Origin of the sequence: Vibrio sp. OPT41, assembly GCF_015163595.1 — a bacterium.
Lineage (GTDB): Bacteria > Pseudomonadota > Gammaproteobacteria > Enterobacterales > Vibrionaceae > Vibrio > Vibrio alginolyticus.
Genome location: NZ_JADDYH010000014.1, coordinates 125,669 through 145,549, shown reverse-complemented (window position 1 = coordinate 145,549; position 19,881 = coordinate 125,669). Strand labels below are relative to the sequence as shown.

The 19,881-nt window shown below is 45.0% G+C and carries 27 protein-coding genes; 10 read left to right on the top strand and 17 right to left on the bottom strand.

The genetic code is table 11. The features are described from left to right. From IQP38_RS26225 to sctW, 4 genes are all read right to left on the bottom strand, one after another. Positions 1 to 263: YscX family type III secretion protein (locus IQP38_RS26225; protein ID WP_228009983.1), on the bottom strand; the 263-nt coding region annotated here is incomplete at its 3' end. Then, positions 260 to 634 (bottom strand): type III secretion chaperone SycN, encoded by a 375-nt coding sequence (gene sycN / locus IQP38_RS04405; RefSeq protein ID WP_005377240.1) that lies wholly within the window; start codon positions 632 to 634, stop codon positions 260 to 262. The genes IQP38_RS26225 and sycN, both read right to left, overlap by 4 nt. Further along, on the bottom strand, positions 621 to 905 hold the full coding sequence (locus IQP38_RS04400; RefSeq protein WP_005377239.1) for a TyeA family type III secretion system gatekeeper subunit: 285 nt from the start codon (positions 903 to 905) through the stop codon (positions 621 to 623). The genes sycN and IQP38_RS04400 overlap by 14 nt, the downstream gene beginning before the upstream one ends. After that, the gene (gene sctW / locus IQP38_RS04395) at positions 886 to 1,779 is read right to left on the bottom strand and encodes a type III secretion system gatekeeper subunit SctW (protein ID WP_005377238.1); all 894 of its coding nucleotides are present in this window, start codon (positions 1,777 to 1,779) and stop codon (positions 886 to 888) included. The genes IQP38_RS04400 and sctW overlap by 20 nt, the downstream gene beginning before the upstream one ends. 185 nt (positions 1,780 to 1,964) lie before the next feature. On the opposite strand from sctW, the gene vscN reads away from it, so the two are divergent. From vscN to IQP38_RS04345, 10 genes are all read left to right on the top strand, one after another. Further along, positions 1,965 to 3,287, top strand: a complete 1,323-nt coding sequence (gene vscN / locus IQP38_RS04390; protein WP_005377237.1) for a SctN family type III secretion system ATPase VscN — start codon at positions 1,965 to 1,967, stop codon at positions 3,285 to 3,287. After that, entirely contained in the window at positions 3,284 to 3,745 is a 462-nt protein-coding gene (locus tag IQP38_RS04385; RefSeq protein ID WP_005377236.1) for a type III secretion protein, read from the top strand. Before vscN ends, IQP38_RS04385 begins: the two co-directional genes overlap by 4 nt. Before the next feature lie 9 nt (positions 3,746 to 3,754). Next, on the top strand, positions 3,755 to 4,960 hold the full coding sequence (locus IQP38_RS04380) for a type III secretion system needle length determinant (protein WP_193837343.1): 1,206 nt from the start codon (positions 3,755 to 3,757) through the stop codon (positions 4,958 to 4,960). Beyond that, positions 4,957 to 5,925: a SctQ family type III secretion system cytoplasmic ring protein VscQ gene (vscQ, locus tag IQP38_RS04375; RefSeq protein WP_025768125.1), complete on the top strand. Its 969-nt coding sequence runs from the start codon at positions 4,957 to 4,959 to the stop codon at positions 5,923 to 5,925. Before IQP38_RS04380 ends, vscQ begins: the two co-directional genes overlap by 4 nt. Further along, the gene (vscR, locus tag IQP38_RS04370) at positions 5,922 to 6,572 is read left to right on the top strand and encodes a SctR family type III secretion system export apparatus subunit VscR (RefSeq protein WP_005377232.1); all 651 of its coding nucleotides are present in this window, start codon (positions 5,922 to 5,924) and stop codon (positions 6,570 to 6,572) included. The genes vscQ and vscR overlap by 4 nt, the downstream gene beginning before the upstream one ends. Positions 6,573 to 6,585: 13 nt before the next feature. Beyond that, positions 6,586 to 6,852, top strand: a complete 267-nt coding sequence (gene vscS / locus IQP38_RS04365) for a SctS family type III secretion system export apparatus subunit VscS (RefSeq protein WP_005377227.1) — start codon at positions 6,586 to 6,588, stop codon at positions 6,850 to 6,852. Continuing rightward, positions 6,849 to 7,634, top strand: coding sequence for a type III secretion system export apparatus subunit SctT (sctT, locus tag IQP38_RS04360; protein WP_137282056.1), 786 nt, complete (start codon positions 6,849 to 6,851; stop codon positions 7,632 to 7,634). The genes vscS and sctT overlap by 4 nt, the downstream gene beginning before the upstream one ends. Positions 7,635 to 7,649: 15 nt before the next feature. Beyond that, positions 7,650 to 8,699, top strand: coding sequence for a SctU family type III secretion system export apparatus subunit VscU (vscU, locus tag IQP38_RS04355; protein ID WP_005387129.1), 1,050 nt, complete (start codon positions 7,650 to 7,652; stop codon positions 8,697 to 8,699). A 102-nt stretch (positions 8,700 to 8,801) separates the two neighbouring features. Then, positions 8,802 to 9,512, top strand: a complete 711-nt coding sequence (locus IQP38_RS04350) for a helix-turn-helix domain-containing protein (RefSeq protein WP_054575033.1) — start codon at positions 8,802 to 8,804, stop codon at positions 9,510 to 9,512. 106 nt (positions 9,513 to 9,618) lie between these two features. Further along, positions 9,619 to 10,521: a DMT family transporter gene (locus IQP38_RS04345; RefSeq protein WP_416222586.1), complete on the top strand. Its 903-nt coding sequence runs from the start codon at positions 9,619 to 9,621 to the stop codon at positions 10,519 to 10,521. An 89-nt stretch (positions 10,522 to 10,610) separates the two neighbouring features. Here IQP38_RS04345 and IQP38_RS04340 read toward each other — a convergent pair whose 3' ends face one another. From IQP38_RS04340 to sctF, 13 genes are all read right to left on the bottom strand, one after another. Beyond that, positions 10,611 to 12,089, bottom strand: coding sequence for a cation transporter (locus IQP38_RS04340; protein WP_104979257.1), 1,479 nt, complete (start codon positions 12,087 to 12,089; stop codon positions 10,611 to 10,613). A 9-nt stretch (positions 12,090 to 12,098) separates the two neighbouring features. After that, positions 12,099 to 12,557 carry a CesT family type III secretion system chaperone gene (locus tag IQP38_RS04335; RefSeq protein ID WP_005387141.1) on the bottom strand — a complete coding sequence of 153 codons (459 nt, stop codon included), beginning with the start codon at positions 12,555 to 12,557 and terminating at the stop codon, positions 12,099 to 12,101. Positions 12,558 to 12,787: 230 nt separating this feature from the next. Beyond that, complete coding sequence (gene vopR, locus IQP38_RS04330) at positions 12,788 to 13,765, bottom strand: type III secretion system effector VopR (RefSeq protein ID WP_017821338.1); 978 nt, start codon at positions 13,763 to 13,765, stop codon at positions 12,788 to 12,790. 10 nt (positions 13,766 to 13,775) lie between these two features. Beyond that, entirely contained in the window at positions 13,776 to 14,222 is a 447-nt protein-coding gene (locus IQP38_RS04325) for a type III secretion system chaperone (RefSeq protein ID WP_021707758.1), read from the bottom strand. A 255-nt stretch (positions 14,223 to 14,477) separates the two neighbouring features. Further along, positions 14,478 to 15,641: a VopS family T3SS effector adenosine monophosphate-protein transferase gene (locus IQP38_RS04320; protein ID WP_017821339.1), complete on the bottom strand. Its 1,164-nt coding sequence runs from the start codon at positions 15,639 to 15,641 to the stop codon at positions 14,478 to 14,480. 3 nt (positions 15,642 to 15,644) lie between these two features. Beyond that, complete coding sequence (locus IQP38_RS04315; protein WP_054575038.1) at positions 15,645 to 16,076, bottom strand: type III secretion system chaperone; 432 nt, start codon at positions 16,074 to 16,076, stop codon at positions 15,645 to 15,647. 185 nt (positions 16,077 to 16,261) lie between these two features. Beyond that, a complete protein-coding gene (locus IQP38_RS04310) occupies positions 16,262 to 16,900 on the bottom strand; it encodes an HrpE/YscL family type III secretion apparatus protein (protein WP_005387146.1) in 639 nt (212 codons plus the stop codon). Further along, positions 16,879 to 17,544 carry a SctK family type III secretion system sorting platform protein VscK gene (vscK, locus tag IQP38_RS04305; RefSeq protein WP_005387147.1) on the bottom strand — a complete coding sequence of 222 codons (666 nt, stop codon included), beginning with the start codon at positions 17,542 to 17,544 and terminating at the stop codon, positions 16,879 to 16,881. The genes IQP38_RS04310 and vscK overlap by 22 nt, the downstream gene beginning before the upstream one ends. Further along, positions 17,537 to 18,283, bottom strand: coding sequence for a type III secretion system inner membrane ring lipoprotein SctJ (gene sctJ, locus IQP38_RS04300; RefSeq protein ID WP_086012989.1), 747 nt, complete (start codon positions 18,281 to 18,283; stop codon positions 17,537 to 17,539). The genes vscK and sctJ overlap by 8 nt, the downstream gene beginning before the upstream one ends. Continuing rightward, positions 18,283 to 18,627, bottom strand: coding sequence for a type III secretion system inner rod subunit SctI (sctI, locus tag IQP38_RS04295; RefSeq protein WP_005387149.1), 345 nt, complete (start codon positions 18,625 to 18,627; stop codon positions 18,283 to 18,285). The genes sctJ and sctI overlap by 1 nt, the downstream gene beginning before the upstream one ends. An 8-nt stretch (positions 18,628 to 18,635) precedes the next feature. Beyond that, on the bottom strand, positions 18,636 to 19,271 hold the full coding sequence (locus IQP38_RS04290) for a YopR family T3SS polymerization control protein (RefSeq protein ID WP_086046799.1): 636 nt from the start codon (positions 19,269 to 19,271) through the stop codon (positions 18,636 to 18,638). Next, positions 19,268 to 19,627 carry a YscG family type III secretion system chaperone gene (locus IQP38_RS04285; protein ID WP_005377200.1) on the bottom strand — a complete coding sequence of 120 codons (360 nt, stop codon included), beginning with the start codon at positions 19,625 to 19,627 and terminating at the stop codon, positions 19,268 to 19,270. The genes IQP38_RS04290 and IQP38_RS04285 overlap by 4 nt, the downstream gene beginning before the upstream one ends. Before the next feature lie 3 nt (positions 19,628 to 19,630). Then, a complete protein-coding gene (gene sctF, locus IQP38_RS04280) occupies positions 19,631 to 19,879 on the bottom strand; it encodes a type III secretion system needle filament subunit SctF (RefSeq protein WP_005377199.1) in 249 nt (82 codons plus the stop codon). Positions 19,880 to 19,881 lie beyond the last annotated feature (2 nt).

The following is a 19,881-nucleotide window of genomic DNA, read 5'->3' as shown; positions in this document are numbered from 1 at the left end:
ACTTGCAGCTGAGCTAACGTTTCATCAAATTGTTGACGGTATTTTTCTGGACGCAACAACTCTGAGTGCAGCAGCTTGGGCTTAGTTAACGCGATGAGATATTGGTCTGAAGGCCTGAGATCATAGAGCTTCTCTAAATGTGTAGCGACCGCCTGACCATCAGGAAGCAATTGAAATCGCTCTGGGAAATCGGCCTTAACTTCACTATGAGTAACATGCGTAAAGGCTTCGATGCCTACGTTTAAAGTGCTGACTCGAGTCATGAGCCTGCCACATCGTTATGTAGACGAGCCAAAAGCGTAAACGCTTGCTCTAAGGTCGGAAGTGTTACTTCTTCTCCTTTTAGCCTTGCTGAAAAAACCAGAGTTTGTTCATCTAACAAGCCGGTTTTAATTTCGAAAGGCCAGCCTTGATCGGCATGACACAAACACAGTGCACTTTGAATAATGTCACTGGTTTGATGCCAAGATAACGCTCGAGACAACATCAAGAATAACTGCTCACCCTGTCGCTCAATATGCAGCGTACCACTTTGCTCAAAATCCAGCTGCACCCGTCCAGCTGATGAGAAATCGACGGCATCGAGCCCCATTCCTCGGCAAAATTCATCGACGGATGCATCAATCCAACTCATCTTCCCACGCTTCCTCTTCTTCTATATCAATGGCTTCGTCTAGCGCCTTTTGTACCGCTTGGATTAAATTCTGTCGTTGTTCTTCATCGGCGAATACGTCAATTGGGATTGCGCGAACTAACTTATGGAACTCTCGAAAAAAATCGATTTTTTGTTCTACCGCCGTCAATTCCATTGCGTTGGCGACTTTCCATATCTCATCACTGCTTACCCATCGCTGCTCTACCAACGCAATCACATCAGCCATCAAATTAGAAACTTGATAAGCCATAATTCGTCCTTTCCGGTTTAAACATTTGGAACAGCTGACTCACACGATCTTGCAACGTATTTAGAGTTTTGAGTTTTTGCATATCGGACATCAACCACTTCAACTTAACCGAATCGATACTGCTACCTTGAACACTAAGATCTGCACTCATGCCTTGCAGCATAAAGTCAACAGCGGTCGATACCTCCTGCTCACCAAAGCGCGCCACAACATCTTGATAAGCCGCGCCGAGCCCTTGATAACTATGAACGGTATCGCGGTAGAAGCCGCGCAGCTGATGCAAAGAGCTAAACTCTTGCTCTTGGCTGTATTCATCAGCAAAATTTGAGACACGGATTTCCGTATCAATTTGAGACCATGTATCTGGGTTTTGCTCGATTCTTAGAAGTGCTTGGTCAATCAGCGCTAGTAGGTGTTTACTTTCTGGACTCGCACTCAAAAACTTTTTAACGGCTTTTAGGGCTAGGTATTGATGGCTTTTCTCATCGGAAAACCCATTCAAGTAGGCTTGTAATTGCGCGATGGTCGAGATATTTCCTCCCGCCATTTTTGTAGCCAAATCTTTGATTTTTTGATTCTTTTCAAGATCAGGGACTTTTCTTAAGTAGTCCGAAACGAGTTCATGTGCTTCATTAACTCGAACACCACTGTCTTTCACTTTGCGCTTGGTCAGATCTTTCTCTGCTTTTTCGGAACCGAGTGAAGTGAGTTCTTCCATCGCATCAAAAAGTGATTGTGTGGCATTGTGAACACGGACGGTTTCACCGCGATAATTGCCTTTTTGTGAAACGTCGGGACGAGACGATTCCAACCCGTTTTGGATAGACGCATCAAACTTTGGATTTGTTGCGATATGATTGTTGATAATACTCATTCACTTGCACTCCTTCCGCACAATACAGGCGAATTATAGGAAGTGCGCTTTGTTGAAGCTGTCAAAATCAGACGTGTTTTTTTAGTGCGCTTTCAGTTTTCTAAAAACTCCCGACTGATATTCACTATAAATTGATTCTTATACTTTCTATCCTCTCAGCATCAATCATTGCGCATATTTTTACCTTGAACGATTTCTCATACATCACTGATATCCAACAATCTGCGATTAAACACACGCGTTTGATCCAAATTCGCGGGCGCGTTACACAAGTCACCGGCACCATTATCAAAGCTGTCGTCCCTGGCGTTCGTGTAGGTGAACTGTGTGAGTTGCGTAATCCCGATCAAACTCTGTCTTTGTTAGCGGAAGTGGTTGGCTTCCAGCAGCATCACGCTCTGCTCACCCCATTAGGAAATATGTTTGGGATTTCCTCAAATACAGAAGTAAGCCCAATGGGCAAAATGCACGAAGTGGGTGTTGGCGACCACCTGTTAGGTACAACGCTTGACGGGCTTGGGCGTCCTTTCGATGGTACGCAAAGTCAGGAACCAAGTGCTTGGTATCCTGTTTATCGCGATGCGCCACCACCAATGCAACGTAAACTGATTGAAAAGCCAATCTCTCTTGGCGTTCGATCCATTGATGGGCTACTGACCTGTGGTGAAGGTCAGCGCATGGGTATTTTTGCAGCGGCTGGCGGGGGTAAAAGTACCCTACTGGCAAAACTGATTCGCTCCGCAGAAGTTGACGTGACCGTTCTCGCCTTAATTGGTGAACGCGGACGCGAAGTGCGCGAGTTTATTGAGCATGACCTAGGCGAAGAAGGAATGGCCAAATCGGTTTTAGTGGTCGCTACCTCTGATCGCCCAGCAATGGAGCGCGCCAAAGCCGCTTTTGTTGCCACTTCTATCGCAGAATATTTTCGTGACCAAGGTAAACGCGTGCTACTGCTGATGGATTCTGTAACGCGTTTCGCCCGCGCACAGAGGGAGATTGGACTAGCCGCAGGCGAGCCACCAACACGACGTGGCTATCCGCCTTCCGTTTTTGCCGCTTTGCCAAAGCTGATGGAACGAGCTGGACAATCAGACAAAGGATCAATTACAGCACTGTACACCGTGTTGGTGGAAGGTGACGACATGACAGAGCCTGTCGCGGATGAAACTCGCTCCATTTTAGATGGGCACATCATTCTCTCGCGCAAGCTTGCGGCAATGAACCATTACCCCGCCATTGATGTACTTCGGTCAGCAAGCCGAGTGATGAATCAAATCGTTGAACCCGATCATCAGGCGTCTGCTGCTCATATTCGCGAAATGTTAGCTAAGTATGAAGAAGTTGAGCTGCTAATCAAAATTGGCGAATACCAACATGGCGCAGATAGCCTAGCAGATATGGCCATTGCACAAAGTGATGATATACGCGCCTTTTTACGCCAAGGCACTCATGAACCAAGCGATCTTGATGGCGCTATCGCTCAACTTAAAGGGATGGCGAAACAATGATAGAACGTTTATTAGAAATCAAAAAAATTCGCGCTGACCGTGCGGATAAAGCCGTCAAGCGTCAAGAATACCGAGTGTCAAACGCCGCAGCACAGGTTCAAAAGGCCGAACGTTCTGTCGCGGACTATCACGTTTGGCGCCAGGAAGAAGAAGAGCGACGTTTTGCTAAAGCAAAACAACAAACGCTCGTTCTCAAAGAGCTGGAAACATTAAGACAAGAAATCGCGTTGTTAAGAGAGAGAGAAGCCGAACTTAAACAACGTGTGGCCGAGTCAAAAAAAGCGCTTGAAATCGAACGCTCGGCACTTAAAGAAAAGCAAAAAGAGGCGCGACAAGCCCATAAAACCAAAGAAAAATTCGTTCAGTTGCAGCAACAAGAAGTCGCGGAAAAATCGCGAGAAAGGCAATACCAAGAAGAACTCGAACAGGAAGAGTTTCGCACTGTCGACATTATCTAAAGGTTCACTATGCGCATTACCCCAACAACTGAAACATCGAATACGCTGCACAAATCAACGCCGGAACAAGTGCCTCTCGAGAAGGAGGCCGAGCTTCAATCACAATTCGAGCATGCAATGACGAAGAAGCCTAGCAAGGGAAAGGAGTCTATCGTTGCGAATCCCCAAAAGAATCATACTGGCGAAGAAGACATACCGCTAAGGCATAAGACATCTCAAGGTCTAGATAAGAAACCTAACTCATCGAACCAAGAAGCCAACGCTGACAAAAACACCTCCACTTTAAAAGGTAAAAGTGACGTCGTCACTAAGAGAGATATAGAGAAACCGCAAGACGACGCAGCAAATAGCGAAGAAATAATTAGCGAAAACAATAAATTGCTTAAAAATGATGGAAAAAGCGATGGCGACACAGTTCTAAGCTCCCCTTCTACCGAGCGTGTTGATCCTCACTTTCAAGCTCATTTGAAAGATGATAAACCGACGCCGATGGATAAACATACCTCGCCGGATTGTCTCTCTACGCTTGAATCTGGCTTGCTTCCCCAAAGTGCGACAGAGACAGAGCTCGCTCAATATGGGATTAACATTGTTGGCTTAACGAAAAAGCAAACTGAAAAAACGCACAATAAGCGTGCAACTCCGCCGCTACAGAATACAGGCAAACGATCAGACCAAACTGGTGGCCTGCCTGAAACCAAGCCTCTTGAAAAAATCGTGACGAAAAGCGCACTAGTCGCCGTTAAAACGGATGAAGAAAAAGTGCCTTCTCAACCCTTTGCAAGTGCGGTAACACAAGGCGATGTCATCCTAAAAAGTGTTGCTTCGCAGGCTCAACCAAGCCCAACGCGAGACGTAAACCAATTACTCCAGCAATTGGTGGACAAAATCTATGTTGCTCTACCAACCGCATCGGACAACAAAGAGGTTCGGCTGTTTCTAAGTGAAGGGCAATTAAAAGGTGGTGAAATCCACATAAAGTTGGACGCTCAAGGGTATAGCGTGACGATTCGACAAGAGCATGCCCTTTCCATTATTAGCCAGCAAGCTAGACAAGATCTTGCTGAACGGCTAAACCGATTCGGCGGTGAGCAGCCACTTCGCTTAGCGATCAGCGAACAAACTCAACAGCTCGATCAACAACAACATGAACAACAACACTCACGCCAACAACGCAGCGTGTATGAAGAATGGCAAGCGGAGAATGACCTATGACGCCGTTAATAATACCCAAAGTGGATGCAGAAAGTATCGCGCTCAGCAATCAACTTTGTGCTAAACAGTGCCACTTCCAAGGGACTGATGGTCAGAGCGTATCGATTACTGTTGCTCAAATCCCTTCATTTGAAGGGTTCCGTTTAACCACGTTGATTGGAGGGCAAACCCTACAAGTAGACTTTTCTCGTGCGCAGCTCCAACATTGGCTGAAATCGACCTTAAATGCTACTGCGTTTGAGTCCCTGCCTAACTCCCTCCAGTTAGCACTTTTGAGCTCACAGATAGAACCGCATAGTGAGGCAATCAAAGCGCTATTTGGTCAGTTACCCATTCTTAGTCAACTACAGCCGTTAGAGGCGAGCCAGGCCCAAGAGCATACTTTAATGTTAACCCTCAATAAGCCTAACGGCTCTCTTTGTTTGTGGGTTAGCGAAGGATCAGACGTGTTGTTGGATGCGCTACCAAACAGCGCTGCTCTACAAGCTCGACACCTCGCTTTACCTGTGTGGTTAAGTCTTGGAAGGACCCATTTGACGTTAAGCGAATTTAATTCGCTCGAGCTGGGAGATGTCATCTTTTTTGACGATGGTTACATCGCCAAGCAACAAGCCATTTTTCAAGTATCTAACCAGAATCTCTGGCGCTGCCAGCTAGATGACCAAACTCTTCACATTATTGAAAAAGAAACCAATATGAATGACGTAAACACTTCAGAAATGTTAACCGACCACCAGCAACTGCCTGTGGAACTCACGTTTGATATCGGCCATCAAACCATCACGCTAGAGCAGCTTAACCAGCTTCAGCCAGGGTACGTATTCGAGCTAAACCAGCCTGTATCTAAGCCGGTAACATTGCGTGCCAACGGCAAAATCATTGGTGAGTGTGAACTGGTTAATGTTAACGAACATTTAGGTGTGCGCGTACTGGAGCTGTTCGGTGGCACGCAGGAGCCAGCATGATCCAGTTACCCGACGAGCTCAATCTCATCGTCAGCTTAGCACTGCTGGCACTGATCCCATTTATCGCCATGATGGCGACGTCGTTTGTGAAACTCGCCGTTGTATTCTCACTGCTGCGTAACGCTCTCGGTGTACAGCAAATTCCGCCGAATATGGCGCTTTACGGATTGGCTATCATTCTGTCAATTTTCATCATGGCTCCCGTCGGGTTTGAAACCTACGACTACGTAAAGCAGCATGATATCTCCCTTGAAGATTCTGCAAGTGTAGAAGGCCTCATTGAAAGCGGTTTACAGCCTTATCGAGAATTTTTGAAAAAGCATATTCGGGAAACCGAAGCCATATTCTTCACTGATGCTGCACGTACATTGTGGCCACAGAAGTACGTAGACCGTTTAGAGTCGGACAGCTTATTGCTCTTACTGCCCGCATTTACCGTCAGCGAGCTTACTCGCGCTTTTGAAATTGGCTTTCTGTTGTACTTACCGTTCATCGCTATTGACCTAATTGTGTCGAATATCCTACTCGCGATGGGGATGATGATGGTATCGCCAATGACGATTTCCCTCCCCTTCAAATTGTTGCTTTTTGTCTTGCTTGACGGCTGGACAAAGCTCACCCACGGCTTAGTGTTGAGTTACGGTTAATCACGGAGAAAGTATGCATTCTGCTGAAATCATTCATTTCACGACTCAAGCATTAACCCTAGTGTTGTACTTGTCATTACCGCCGATTTTAGTCGCAGCATTGGTTGGTACATTGGTGTCGCTTATTCAGGCGTTAACTCAGGTCCAAGAACAAACGTTAGGCTTTGTGGTCAAGCTTATCGCGGTCATTATTACGCTGTTCGTCACAACGCAATGGCTAGGGGCAGAGCTCCACGCCTTCGCCTCGCTTGCTATGGATAAAATTCCTCAAATACGATGAGTTATCACGACTTACACCAGGCTTTATTTTTGTACAGCCTGACGTTACCTAGGTTAATGGCATGCTTCATCTTTTTGCCTATTTTGAGCAAGCAAATGTTAGGCGGCACCATGGTGAGAAATGGTGTGCTTTGCTCACTCGCACTGTTTATATTTCCGATGATTAATCAGCAAAGCTTGCCCGCAGAAACCGACGGCATTTGGCTGATAGTGATTTTGGGTAAGGAGGTATTAATTGGGCTATTGATAGGGTTTGTTGCTGCTATCCCCTTTTGGGCGATAGAAGCGGCCGGTTTTCTGGTCGACAACCAACGTGGTGCTGCCATGGCAAGTATGTTTAACCCAACGCTAGGCTCACAATCCACACCAACAGCCGTGTTGCTGACCCAAACGTTGATTACCCTGTTCTTCTCTGGCGGGGGCTTTGTCACTTTTATCTATGCGTTATTCAAAAGCTATACATCTTGGCCGATCGTGGACTTTTTCCCAACCGTTAGCGACGCATGGGTGAGCTTCTTCTACGCGCAATTTGAACAGCTTATGTGGCTTGGTGTGTTGATGTCCGCTCCACTAGTGTTGGCAATGTTTCTTGCTGAGTTTGGTCTGGCGCTTATCAGTCGTTTTGCACCGCAATTGAATGTTTTTTTCCTTGCCATGCCAATAAAAAGTGCCATCGCGAGTGTTTTACTGATCGTGTATCTCGGAATAATGATGGATCACTTTGAAGTACAGTTTTACGGCATTACCCGATTCGCAGAACAACTCAATACCATTTGGCAATAACGCTTAGGATTCTTTATGAGTGCAGAAAAAACAGAGCAACCCACCGCAAAAAAGTTACGCGATGCTCGGCAGAAAGGTCAGGTTGCCAAAAGCCAAGAAATCGTATCGTCTGCATTAATTTTGGCGCTCATAATTGTACTGTTTGCGTTCGCCGATTATTACATGTCGCACATCTCAGCGCTTATTCTACTACCAAGTAAGCTTGCTTATCAGGGTTTCCAAGATGCGCTAGTCGATGTCGCTATCGCCATCGCAAAAGAAATTGCCTATCTACTCGCTCCGATTATTCTGGTTGCTGCACTCGTCGCCATCTTTTCCAATATGGGGCAGTTCGGATTCCTATTTAGTGGTGAATCCGTTAAACCCGACATCAAAAAGATCAATCCCGTCGAAGGGGCCAAACGCATTTTTTCCCTTAAGAGTGTGATTGAGTTTATCAAGTCGATCCTTAAAGTCTCTCTTCTTTCCTGCATTATCTGGGTGACATTACGCGGTAACATCAACGCTTTAATGCAAATTCCAACTTGTGGGCTAGAATGTGTCCCGACCATTACTGGCGTCATGATTAAACAATTAATGATTATCTCTTCGGTAGGCTTCATCGTCATCGCTGCCGCAGATTTTGCGTACCAGAAATTTGATCACACGAAAAAGCTCAAAATGAGCAAGGACGAAGTGAAACGCGAATACAAAGAGATGGAAGGCAGTCCAGAAATAAAAAGCAAACGTCGTCAGTTGCACCAAGAGCTACAAGCCTCCAATCAACGCGAAAACGTTAAACGTTCTAATGTATTAGTTACAAACCCAACACATATCGCGGTTGGCCTTTATTACAAGAAAGGCGAAACGCCCCTGCCCGTCATCACTTTGATGGAAACCGATGCGGTAGCCAAACGTATGGTCGCAATCGCTAAAGAGGAAGGCGTGCCTGTGATGCAAAAAGTCCCTCTTGCTCGTGCACTATACGCCGACGGTAACGTCGACCAGTACATCCCAAGCGATCTTATTGAGGCAACTGCGGAAGTGCTTCGTTGGTTGGCTTCGTTAGAGTCCGAGGCGGACTAACAAACCACATCCCATTCAAGATCTGCGCTTACAACTACCCAGCTTTCAACCTCGATACTTTCAACGCTATAATGCGGTATCCTTTAACTGTATGTTGTTTTTATGAAATCTAGCTTAAGCATTCGCTCCTACACGAAACGTATGAGCCGACATACTCATAGTGATTATCATCAACTCGTGCTTCCTCTCCAGGGCAACATACAGATTGATATGGATAGTTATGTCGGAAAGGTGGCGGTTGGCGACTGCATAGTCATCCCCAAAAGTTGTGCTCACGGTTTTAATGCCGAAGAGTCATCACGCTTTATTGTTGCGGATATGACCACTTTGCCCACTCATTTGATGGATAGTAGTGTGGCTGTGTTTTCGATTAGCCCGCCTCTACTGAGCTTTATCCAGTTTGTCGAAAAGCAACTTGAGTATCAGGTTAATGATGAAATTGAAAACTCAATGGTTGCAACCTTCTATCTGTTGCTGGAGCAGCAAAAGCGGTCTCGCTCCGTGGATTCGCGTATTCGAGATGTACAGGTTGTGATCGCCGAGCAGCTTGATCAGCCACTCACCATTGCCTCATTAGCGAATGCCGCTTGCTTGAGTCCGACGCAGTTTAAAAAGCTTTTTAAAGAGCAGCTAAAAGTGAGCGTCCATAAGTACATTACACTACAACGTATGGAAAAAGCCAAAGCACTACTGACTCATACAGACCTTCCAGTTCAGTTGATAGCTGAACGAGTTGGCTATAGTGACCTTTCCGCGTTTAGTCGACGGTTTTCAATGCATTTTGGTATGTCTCCTAGAGAGTTTTCCCGATAGTCACTAAAATAGTCTTCTGGAACAAGTATTCCGTCTTTTCAGCACAAAAATCTCTATCGCTTTCTTTTATTCTTTCTACCCTAAAACAGCCATTCACTAGGTAGAAATTACAGTGTTAAAAAAACATTTCACCGACTATCAATTAGGAACTTTATCCATACTTTTTGCTTCAACCCTGTGGGGAACGACGGGCACCGCTGCCAGCTTGGCACCGGATGTCAGTGCTCTCGCCATTGGCGCATTTTCTATGGGTATTGGTGGATTTATGCAAGCATGTCTGTCTGCGAAGTCACTGAAGAGAGGTTTTCGAAAAGTCGTACATAAGAAGAAAACGTTACTGGTTAGTATTATCGCCTTAGCCACCTACCCACTGGCTTTTTATTCATCAATGCGATTCGCCGGTGTGGCTATTGGTACGGTTGTTTCTATCTCCACTGCACCTTTCTTTTCTGCTTTGTTAGAGTGTCTCTTTAGCCGAAATCAGACCATAACCAAGCGCTGGATGATGAGTTTCGCAATCGGGGTCATTGGCATTACTTTGTTGCTGGCTTCTGAGTCATCCGCAAATAGCTTATTTGATCAGGATATGAAGCATTGGGGTGTATTACTTGGCCTATTGGCAGGTCTGACGTACGCCATTTACTCATGGGGAGTAAAGGCTATGATTGACCACGGCATTGAATCGCAAACGGCCATGGGAAGTGTTTTTGGTATTGGTGGAGTTTTGCTTCTACCAACACTTTTCATCACGGGCGATAATCTATTTGCATCATCAACTAATACGACGGTCATGCTCTACATGGCCTTGATTCCAATGGGGTTAGGTTACGTCGCTTTTGGGTTTGGGCTACGGTTTGTTACAGCCAGTGGAGCTAGCATACTCACGCTATTTGAACCTGTTATCGCAGCAGCACTAGCAGTTGCGATTGTTGGGGAAGAAATTTCTTTCATTGGTTGGGTTGGTATAACGTTGACACTTGTGTGTTTGTTTCTTCAGTCGAAAAGTTAAATTCAATGGACATGAGCCAGCCCCAAAAAGGAACGCTGACGGTAGATAAAGTAAGGAGCGGCACCTACTCCCTACTTTACCATTTGAAATTACACCCAGCCTTCTGCCAAGTACATCAATCGCAATTGACTTGGTGAGCCTAATTTTTCTAGCGCATCTAACTGGACGTCACTCAGGTTTGGGCATTTATCAAGATAAACTCGTCCGTTTGCTGCATCTAGGGGGAGCTTGTAGGTTAGCTTTTCGTTGATTTTACTTGCTTCCCCTTTATCAATCGCTCGAACAGCTGGCATGAGCCAATCCCAATCTTCTCCTAACAGTTTTTTAAACGCCCCGTTAGCAATAGACTCGGTTTTACTTGGTGCATCCTCTGGGCTTAGCTTCAAGATAGAGTCTACGTCAGGAACCAAGTGCTCACTTGGCTCTGAACCCAACATCTTTTTCAGTGTTAATCGAGCGGCTTCCATCTCTTGTGCCTCTTTAGGCGCTTGAGGAGAAGTCATTGCAGTATTCTCCTTAGGACCAAGGTACGCCATTAATGCACGGACAGAAGCCGGATCTTGCATACTGAAGGTAAAGTCTCCTTTTGCATTGGAAACTTCAAGTCTAGGTAAAACACCAGACATTTCACCTTGCATAAGTTGCTCTTTTACTTCCGTATTTAACCCGTATGCCCCAGCTTGGTTCGCCACAAAACCACCGCCGCTCATGATAGCAGTCGTTGCCGCAGAACCGATTGCCTCTTTTGCTATCGGTGTGACGCCCACCGTTGCTACAGAGCTAACACCGAACGTGCCCAGGCTCCCCGTCGCCATACCTAACGTAGCTCCAATGCCACCTTCAGCCGACAGTATCGCATGACCTTGAGCCAAGGTTTGCTGCATCGGCATAGAAAGACGTTGATCTCGCCCTGGCAGCTGTGAAATTTGTTCTAACTGATGATGGTAAGCCTCAGCATCACCATTTACGGCCGCTTTGTGCAACTCTCGACCTGTAGAAATCAATAAGCCAACGCCAGGTAATGCCAAGTTAATAACGGCGTTCACACCAGAACCTTTTAGCTTTTCTTTGCCCATCTGTAACAGTTCAGCAGCGAAGCCATCCATTTTTCCTGGATACTGGGCTTCTAAACTCACCTGCATACGCGGATCTTTGCTGATCGAATCAAACGTATTTTTAAGCTGCTGGTACGTATCGCTGCTCACTTTTATTTCATCCAATAGGCTGACAACTTCTAAGATTTTACGCTCAGTAAGTGGCTCACCGCGATAGCCTGAAGGACTCACTAGGGAGTAAGCCAACAGCGCAACCTCAGGTTTTTCTTGCTTAAGTAGCGCCTGCTTTAAATCAAGGTGAGTTTTGATGTTTTCTTGGAAAAACTTAGTGTATTTGCTTCTCAATACGCCTTCGTGAATAGAAGCAAACTTATGACCTTTGTGGAATGTGGAAGGTTCTTTTACTTCACCTCTTTTACTGATCACTCGATCATCTTTTTGCGCAGCAACTGCACGAAACTGTTCTAGATCAGGTACTGGGCTTTGGCTGATTTTTTGTGTTGTATTAACCATTTTTCTCTCCTACACACGAAGTGATTGAACATGAGCTTGTTCATGATTAGAGGTGGTTGGAATCGCTTGATCCAACATTGCGAAACGCGCTTGCCACAGCTCGGCCTGTTCAATAACTTCGTGAAACCAAGCGGTAAGGTTCGTCGTATTTAGATGCTCAACGGGTTTACGTCCTGCTAAGACAAGCTGTCGACCGTTTGGAGCCAAAGCAAGTGCGAGGCTGCCACTACCTATTCCTTGATAGTTAGCATGAGCAAGAAGCTCTAAACCTTTTAGTCGTTGTTCACCGGATTTTTCTAACCCTCCGAACGTTACAGACAACATCAAATCATCCGTATCTGTCGCGATGAAATACAACATGTAGCGATCATCGACCAGTAGCTGACAACGTTCATTTTCTTCAAAATTCAGTTCGGGCAACTCATTGAGTTGGCAAAACTCCAAGAGCAGTTGTTGAATCGTGTTCATAACTTTTTCCTTTTGTTTCAATAACTCTATTGAACAACGATTGCAGATTGAACGATGTCGGTAATGGCTTTATTTTTGTCACTTTTTCGCCTGCATTGTGAGGTTTTCCGCAGAAATCTCGCTCTAAAAACGAGTTTCCAGAGTAATAAAAAAGAGCAGCTCAGGGCTGCTCTTTCAATAAAGGTTAGATGCTTAGCATGGTGTATTTGCTCACTTCTTTTGCAGATTGACTAACCCAGTTTATGGCTATCAAAAATGACTTCTGTTGGCGGGAACATATTCGAAACAGGTGGTCGTTGTGCATCTCCAAACATTGGTGCACCGAATGCAGATGTCGCCCACGGGTCAACAATTTTCACATCCTTACTCCACGTTGATGGATCTTTTATGTCGCTCCCCTCTTGTCGACCAACCAGTACATAAAGGTGTGTACCTGAATGACCCTTTTTAAACGCAACCACTTCTACTTTGGGTTCACTTTCAGGTGTTCCTGACATGCCTTGAATCATCTCAGCGGCGGCAGCAAAGGCAAATGTAGTACAGCAGCCGGCTTTCGCGGTTTGTACTGCCTTAGCAATGTTCTGTAGAGTGCTTAATTGCGGTGCGGTTCCTCTTTGTGCTGCAGCTTGAACTCCGTTTGCGGACATCGTCGCTCTGTGATCTTGCATGATTCGCGCTTGATCCGCGTGAAGCTCTTTTAGTCGTGGCTTTCCTTTTGTTTCATAAAACTGTGACCCCTTAACACCGAACGTATTTAAGTCCGTACAGGCAAAATCACCAAGCTTTTGAAGGTTGGCTTTATGTTCGTTGATAAGCGCGACACTCGATGAGGCTTTATTGGTTTTGGAAGAAGAGGCTGCCGTTTGTGCAGTGGGCCAATTTGAGCTAGGACCAGACGACAATCTCTCAAGATTTTTCAGGCTCCCAAGCGTTAACTTGTTTTCACCGTTCAACACATTTTTCAGCATGAGCTTCGCAACATCTTTAGGAATACCCTGCTTAGTAAGCAGGTTCACTACAATATCTTTCGCTTTATTCTGGTGGCTAATACGCGCGCTGATACTTTTATTTTTTGGTGCGCCCTCTTTAACAAAAATATCTTTACCGTTGTGTGCTCGAACCTCTTTGTCGTCAGCTTGATTTTGTGTCGCCAAATGTGACGTTAACTGACTCAACGAGTGCATTTGCGATGTATTAATATTGACCATGTGTGATGCCTTAAACTTGAATAAATGCGTGTACGTCTGTTTGGCTAAAATCTACAACCGTGTTGTTTTGAAATAACTGTCCCCAAGTATCAACTAATTCGTTCAACTGAATGATTAAGTTAGCAATGTTGGTGAGTTCACTTCCAGCCGCGATAGCAACTTGAAGAACAACGTCTTTGCGTGTTGGATTCACACAAAACTGCACACCACCTGTTTCTCGATACAAAAAGTTGTATTCAAGTAAAACTTGAAGTTTATCTAGCGTAATATCATCTTGTTCTATAAGCAGGTTTTTGGAAATCAATAACTCGCCTTTTTCCTCTACGAGCAGAACATCGACACTGTTGTTTTCAGCAAAATGCAGTGACCACATTTGATTGTCATACGCTGTCACGCGCTCAAGGTTCAGCACTTCTCCTAGCTCAGAGAGAAGCATATTAATCTTTCCTGTATCCACGTTGTGTCCTGTCTAATTTATTATAACTAAGTGACATCGATATATTTATTGCAGCGAAGCCACTTGGGTATAACGGCTCATTTAAATAAGCGAATAAGGATAAAAGAGATTTTATGGCGAGATAGAAACCGACACTTTATTTCAACGTCTCATTTTTATTGCTATTAGCCGTTTTATTGAGAAGAAAAATTAAGGTTAAGCTGGAAAATAAAAGAGCGGCAATCGCCGCTCCAAAAATTAAATAGAAGTAAAAAATCACTTAATACCGTGAAGGCTATTTTCTGCATCCATAGCTAAAGGATTGAACGAGTCGTTACGAAGTTCTGCTATCGCGTATAGCATGCGACCCATGCGACCATTTCCATCGGTAAAGCCATGGTACCCGATAACTCCGGCGAACAAATGCTTACCTAAGTCTTTATCTTCTACAGGGTTCTCTTTCAAAAAGCCTTCAATGTGCTGCTTTAACATGCCCTCACCGCCAATACTTGAAGGCAAAGTGCCACCCGAAATATTTGGCCCTCGGTAATCACGCTCAACATTAGGCACCAATCGAGCGTGTAGCTCTTTTAGGTTTTCCATATTCAATAAATCTTTACCATTAGACGCGTATTCTTTCAGTAAAGACGTAATATTTTCGGCATCGTTTCCTTTAGAGTTAGAAGCATTAATGATCCACGCCGCAGCTCTTTCAACATTATTGGTTACGCCACTTTTGTTAAACGCGTCCTCTGCCAGTCCTTCAGCGTATACACCTTGGCTTAGATCGGTGCTTGCTAGACCTTCGATATGACGTTGCGCCGATTTAAGATGCATCACCTCCATATCAAACACCGCTTGCATTTGATTAATGCTACCTGCCGGGTTTTTCTGCGCTGCAGATACACCACCGCCGTAGTCTTTTACTACACGTCCAGCAAGCAACTTCGCTGCACTTTCGCCAATCAGTGATGTGAGGTTTTTACCAGAATCGGTTTCTAACATTGCCTCTGTCATCGCTCGCTCAGCTAACTGGTTTAGCTCAGCAGAGTTCGACTGAACTGATTTACTGTCTAACTTCGCAAAGGCATTTAAGACATCTGATGCGGTTTTTATGCTTCCATCTTTGAAGAACATTTGTCCATGCTCAACAGAAGAAGCAGCTTGTAAACGCTGAGCTTGTCCTTGCTCATTATCAAATACGGCTTTTGTAAGGGCTTTCGCTACCGATTGTGGGCTACCTTCGCGAAACAGTTTTCCTGTCGCTTCAAAAAATCGCGCTACCGCACCATTCGTAGGATTGGCGCGAGTAAATTCTTGGGTCGCTGCGTTGATTTGGTATTCTTTGCCACCAATACTCAGCTTACCTTCGTTAAGTATCTCGTTACGAGCTTGCGGCATGGCGACCTGCAACGCGCTAACACTTCCAAAACTGATCATGCTTTAAACCCTTAATGTGGAAAAATGAGTGGTATTCGTTTCCGGTACTTCGATTGTTTTATTGGTTACTTCTTGTGTATTCGCACTTTTTAACCACTCGATGAAATTCGCAAATGACTCATCGAAAAAAGATGCAGTTAGCAGTTGCTGAGGCAGGTGTATGAAACCGATATATCCGGTCTCTTCCTCCCAGCATACCGCTGGAGAGCCTTGCGTTAAGGCACCTTTCATATGTTGATGCAAAATATCAGCACTCGGTTTATCACCTGAAATTAGCCCGATAAGCGTCACACGATCTTCTTGTGCACGAATTGTGATTGCTGTGTTTTGCTCAACGAGTAGATGGCAACAATCATCCTCATCAAAAACCAACGGCTCCAATTGGCAGCGGCTGGCAAAATCTGTCAGTAAAGAAGTTATAAATCCATTAGCCATTCGACTAAATAATCCTATTTTTGTTGTTTTAGAGGCGCTGCTTGGTTGCAACACTTATCAACTAAGCAGCTTTCTTAGGTGTATTCTTAAGGATTTATGGCAGTGAATATTTTAGAAATGGTCGGATTTTTTTTGTTTAAAGGCATTAAAATGAAAAAACTCAGCAAGTGCTGAGTTTTTGAGGTTTATTCATGAATCGTAATTTTACGCTCGCTGAGCTGCTTCACCATGGCTTGCTTTAATGCATGCAGCTGTCCATCAATACTGGCGTCGATGATCCCAACTTCTGTTTCCAAAATGCAGCCTCCATTTTTCAAGCGCGCATCTGCTACCACGTCAACGTAACCGACTTCAGGGAAATCACTTAATACACCAGCCACCTTTTCTCTCACCTCAACAACCTGCTCTGGGTGGACATGTAAAATGACCTGCTTTTGGTTACTCACCAGTTGCAACGCTTCTCGAACTACACTCACCGTGGTATCGACATCATCGAAGGTATCGATGATCTTACGTACTGCTTCTAACACCACACCTGTCATTTTTTCTTCGACTTGCTGATAGTAGTCATTACAACGTGCTAAGGTTTCAACCATCGTTTGCGCATTTTCAATCTTGGCTTGTGCAAGGCCATCTTGATAACCACGTTGTTTTTCGGTTTCGTAGGCTTGTTGGGCATTAGCAATGATGCTTTCAGCTTTGGAGTTCGCGGCTTCAACTAAGTGTTGCGAATCCAGATAACTGGCATAATCTTTCGCTTTCAGCACCTTTAAGCCAGGTGCCAGCTGCAAATTGTCTGTTTTTATTTCAACAAATGAAACCATTGAGGAATAACCTGTTTTGCGATTTTTTTTGTGAGTCGATACGCCAGATCTCGTTGATCCGCTTCCAACCAGTTAGCTGTTTCTGCGTTTTCGCTAAGTTGCTTTTCTAATTTGAATTGCCAACGAAGAACAACATCTTCCGGTGAGTTAATCAAAATAAACCTCATCCAAAAATATCCCAGCGCCCTCATACTTGCTTCAACAGACCTTTCATCCAATAGTTCTGGTAACGAACGCTGCCAGCCTTGCGGCCAGCTGGATAACAGCATAGGCCCGTTTTGAATTAAGAACCGAGCGCCTTCCAAACCAAAAACGTTGTTCAGAACCTGTTTCGGGCGTTTTAAAACAACGCCTCGCATTGCCACACAATGTAAAGCTCCGCCCACCATCAATACGAGTTGGTTCAACGCATCCGCTGGGAGCAACGCCAAGCTATGGCAAGGTTTGTTAAAAGCCGTCTCAGGAACGGGAGATAACGCCCACTCATTTATGCACCATTGGTTAAACATGGGGTTATCTCTCCAGCCTTCGATATTTAGTAACCAAGGCTGCTTTTGCTCTATCCAACTTCTATGGATGTACTGGCAAGGCGCATAGTTAAACTGGTGTTGTACCTGCGCGAGTGGTGTTTCTGGTTTAACCACGCTTCGTGTTCCTACGACACCATGTAAAAGTAGCGATATTCGAGCCGATGAGTGCCGCTACCAAGAACACCAAAATGGCGATAAGATTATTCGCCGTCTCTTTGGTGACCTGAACCGACAAAATGCTTTTAAATTGATTGTTTTGAGTAGCAACTCGAACCTCTGATGAGGGTACCATCACTACGCTGATTCGATCGTAGTTCAGCCCCTCAATGCTATTGTTCACTAATAATTTGATCTGCGGAACATATGAATCAAGCGCAATATCTGCTGCGTGTTTAATAAATACGGAGGCAGAAGCTGGAGTTGGGCGCTCTCCTGGACGCAGATCTTGATCTTCCAAAACAACATGAACACGTGCCACCAGCACGCCATCAATCTGAGATAAGGTTGACGAGAGCTCTTGAGATTTCGCGTACACCAAACGGGCTCGTTCTGCTAATGGTGACGAGATCAAATCGTCTTTAGGAAACACCTCTTTCAGTGTAGAAAACTGCTCTCTTGGATAACCTTTTCGCTTTAGCGCATCTACCGCGAAGGCGATTTGAGAACTGTCTACCATTAACTTGACGGTGTTGTCTTTGTCAGGTTCTTTTGTTGCAACGACACCTTCGGATAGTAAGATCGACAACATCTCATTACCCTCTTTCTGAGTAACGTTGGTGTATAGCTCGGTCTGACAACCTACCAGAAACAACGTGAGCATGATGAAAACTGCTCTCATTTTATTCATCATCACTATTGTGCCTTCAATAAGGTTTCTACGTTTTGTGTGGTTTTACCCACGGTTTTCGCGATCAGCTCTTCTTGAAAAGTAATGCGTGTCAGCGCCCACTGCATTTGCAGTAATTGCGCCGGATCATCACCCACCATCTTCATGTTGTCTTGCAGGTTACTTTTCGCGTTATCGATAGTGTTTTTCAACTCGCTGATGTTTTCTAGCAAACCTCCCTCCAGGCCATTACTTGCCTCGGGAACCGACATGGCTTGCTCAAAACGTTCGCTTAAACCGTCTTCGACTTGCGCATCCTGTAACTTATCAATGTTGGTTTGCATCACCTCGGTGTACTGCGTGTTTATCATATGTACTCCTAAGATAAATCTAACTTGTGACTGTGAGTCATGATGTTTTTCACCATCGCATTTTTTTGGATCATGAAGCTAAGTTCATCACGAACCATGTCCAGTGTTGATGCCATATCAGGTAACGACTTCAACTCTGCCCAGCAATGCCATAAGGCTTGTTCTTTCTGGGCACCCAGTGGAAAATGCTGCGCTAGCATTGCTTTTAGTGCTGTTTTATCAGCAGGTGGTTCGGCAATAAGCTGTCCCGAAAAATTCCCTAGTAACTCCTGCTTCAACACCTTTAACAAATCAGATTGTGGCTGCTCGTTGCCTTTTTCACTCTTCGCCTCATGAAAGGCGTACCACATTGCCTCTCGTTTAACTTGAGGGTAGGAAAACGCTTCATTTAACGATGATAAGACACTTTGTTTACTGACAACCTCTGCGTCTTTTAATGATTCGTACCACGCTTTAATCTCCGCCAGTTTCGCTTCTGTTTTCTCTAGCTTCTCTTTTGGAGAAACATGTGAAACTTGCTCTTGCTTGTCACTTCGCTCCATGAGCGTTTTCATCTTGTCTTCATCGCTCCGCTCATAATGACGCGACTCCGACTGACGCAAAGATTGGTGTTGAAGACCTAGGTTACTCGAATCAATGATCATCCAAGATTCCTAATGTCCTGAGAAAAGCTCGCAGCAAATGCTTGGCTTTCTTCGCTTCCTTGTGACGCAAGTTCTACCCAGCTTTCCGCTTTGCTCAGTAAACCGGCTTTGGCAGAAGCAAGAGCCGCTAAGCTGATCAGATCTGGATAGGCGTTACAAAGTGGTTCGAGTAATTGATGAGCCTCTTCATACAAGCCTTTATTCATGAGGCTCATTGCACGAATCATCGCAACGGTCTCTTCAGAACCTGAGCTTGCTTCAAGGCCATCTGCAATCGTGTTGGCTTCTTGATGACGATGCATACCTGTTGCCATCAGCGCGATTTCGGCCAGCAGTTGGCGCGTTTCTCGTTCCATGCTTTACACCTTCTGGAGAATCGACTGCATCACATCTTTAATCGCACGAGTCGTGGTCGCATTGATATTGTAAACAACAGACCATTTGTTGATCGCGTGCTGAAGCTCGGCAAGCTTTGATGGATCATCGGCATTGGTTTCTAGATTCTTGATGGCTGCCGTCACTTCTGTGTTGGCATCTTTCGCTTGTTGTTCTAACTTAGCTTTAACATCATCAAGGTTTACACTGTTACTAGCATCGTAAAATGACATAA

Excerpts from the sequence above, each read along its gene's own strand:
- sycN (WP_005377240.1), bottom strand. The coding sequence starts at position 634 with ATGAGTTGGATTGATGCATCCGTCGATGAATTTTGCCGAGGAATGGGG.
- IQP38_RS04400 (WP_005377239.1), bottom strand. The coding sequence starts at position 905 with ATGGCTTATCAAGTTTCTAATTTGATGGCTGATGTGATTGCGTTGGTA.
- sctW (WP_005377238.1), bottom strand. The coding sequence starts at position 1,779 with ATGAGTATTATCAACAATCATATCGCAACAAATCCAAAGTTTGATGCG.
- IQP38_RS04385 (WP_005377236.1), top strand. The coding sequence starts at position 3,284 with ATGATAGAACGTTTATTAGAAATCAAAAAAATTCGCGCTGACCGTGCG.
- IQP38_RS04380 (WP_193837343.1), top strand. The coding sequence starts at position 3,755 with ATGCGCATTACCCCAACAACTGAAACATCGAATACGCTGCACAAATCA.
- vscQ (WP_025768125.1), top strand. The coding sequence starts at position 4,957 with ATGACGCCGTTAATAATACCCAAAGTGGATGCAGAAAGTATCGCGCTC.
- vscR (WP_005377232.1), top strand. The coding sequence starts at position 5,922 with ATGATCCAGTTACCCGACGAGCTCAATCTCATCGTCAGCTTAGCACTG.
- vscS (WP_005377227.1), top strand. The coding sequence starts at position 6,586 with ATGCATTCTGCTGAAATCATTCATTTCACGACTCAAGCATTAACCCTA.
- sctT (WP_137282056.1), top strand. The coding sequence starts at position 6,849 with ATGAGTTATCACGACTTACACCAGGCTTTATTTTTGTACAGCCTGACG.
- vscU (WP_005387129.1), top strand. The coding sequence starts at position 7,650 with ATGAGTGCAGAAAAAACAGAGCAACCCACCGCAAAAAAGTTACGCGAT.
- IQP38_RS04350 (WP_054575033.1), top strand. The coding sequence starts at position 8,802 with ATGAAATCTAGCTTAAGCATTCGCTCCTACACGAAACGTATGAGCCGA.
- IQP38_RS04340 (WP_104979257.1), bottom strand. The coding sequence starts at position 12,089 with ATGGTTAATACAACACAAAAAATCAGCCAAAGCCCAGTACCTGATCTA.
- IQP38_RS04335 (WP_005387141.1), bottom strand. The coding sequence starts at position 12,557 with ATGAACACGATTCAACAACTGCTCTTGGAGTTTTGCCAACTCAATGAG.
- vopR (WP_017821338.1), bottom strand. The coding sequence starts at position 13,765 with ATGGTCAATATTAATACATCGCAAATGCACTCGTTGAGTCAGTTAACG.
- IQP38_RS04320 (WP_017821339.1), bottom strand. The coding sequence starts at position 15,641 with ATGATCAGTTTTGGAAGTGTTAGCGCGTTGCAGGTCGCCATGCCGCAA.
- IQP38_RS04315 (WP_054575038.1), bottom strand. The coding sequence starts at position 16,076 with ATGGCTAATGGATTTATAACTTCTTTACTGACAGATTTTGCCAGCCGC.
- IQP38_RS04310 (WP_005387146.1), bottom strand. The coding sequence starts at position 16,900 with ATGGTTTCATTTGTTGAAATAAAAACAGACAATTTGCAGCTGGCACCT.
- sctI (WP_005387149.1), bottom strand. The coding sequence starts at position 18,627 with ATGATAAACACGCAGTACACCGAGGTGATGCAAACCAACATTGATAAG.
- IQP38_RS04290 (WP_086046799.1), bottom strand. The coding sequence starts at position 19,271 with ATGATCATTGATTCGAGTAACCTAGGTCTTCAACACCAATCTTTGCGT.
- IQP38_RS04285 (WP_005377200.1), bottom strand. The coding sequence starts at position 19,627 with ATGGAACGAGAAACGCGCCAACTGCTGGCCGAAATCGCGCTGATGGCA.
- sctF (WP_005377199.1), bottom strand. The coding sequence starts at position 19,879 with ATGTCATTTTACGATGCTAGTAACAGTGTAAACCTTGATGATGTTAAA.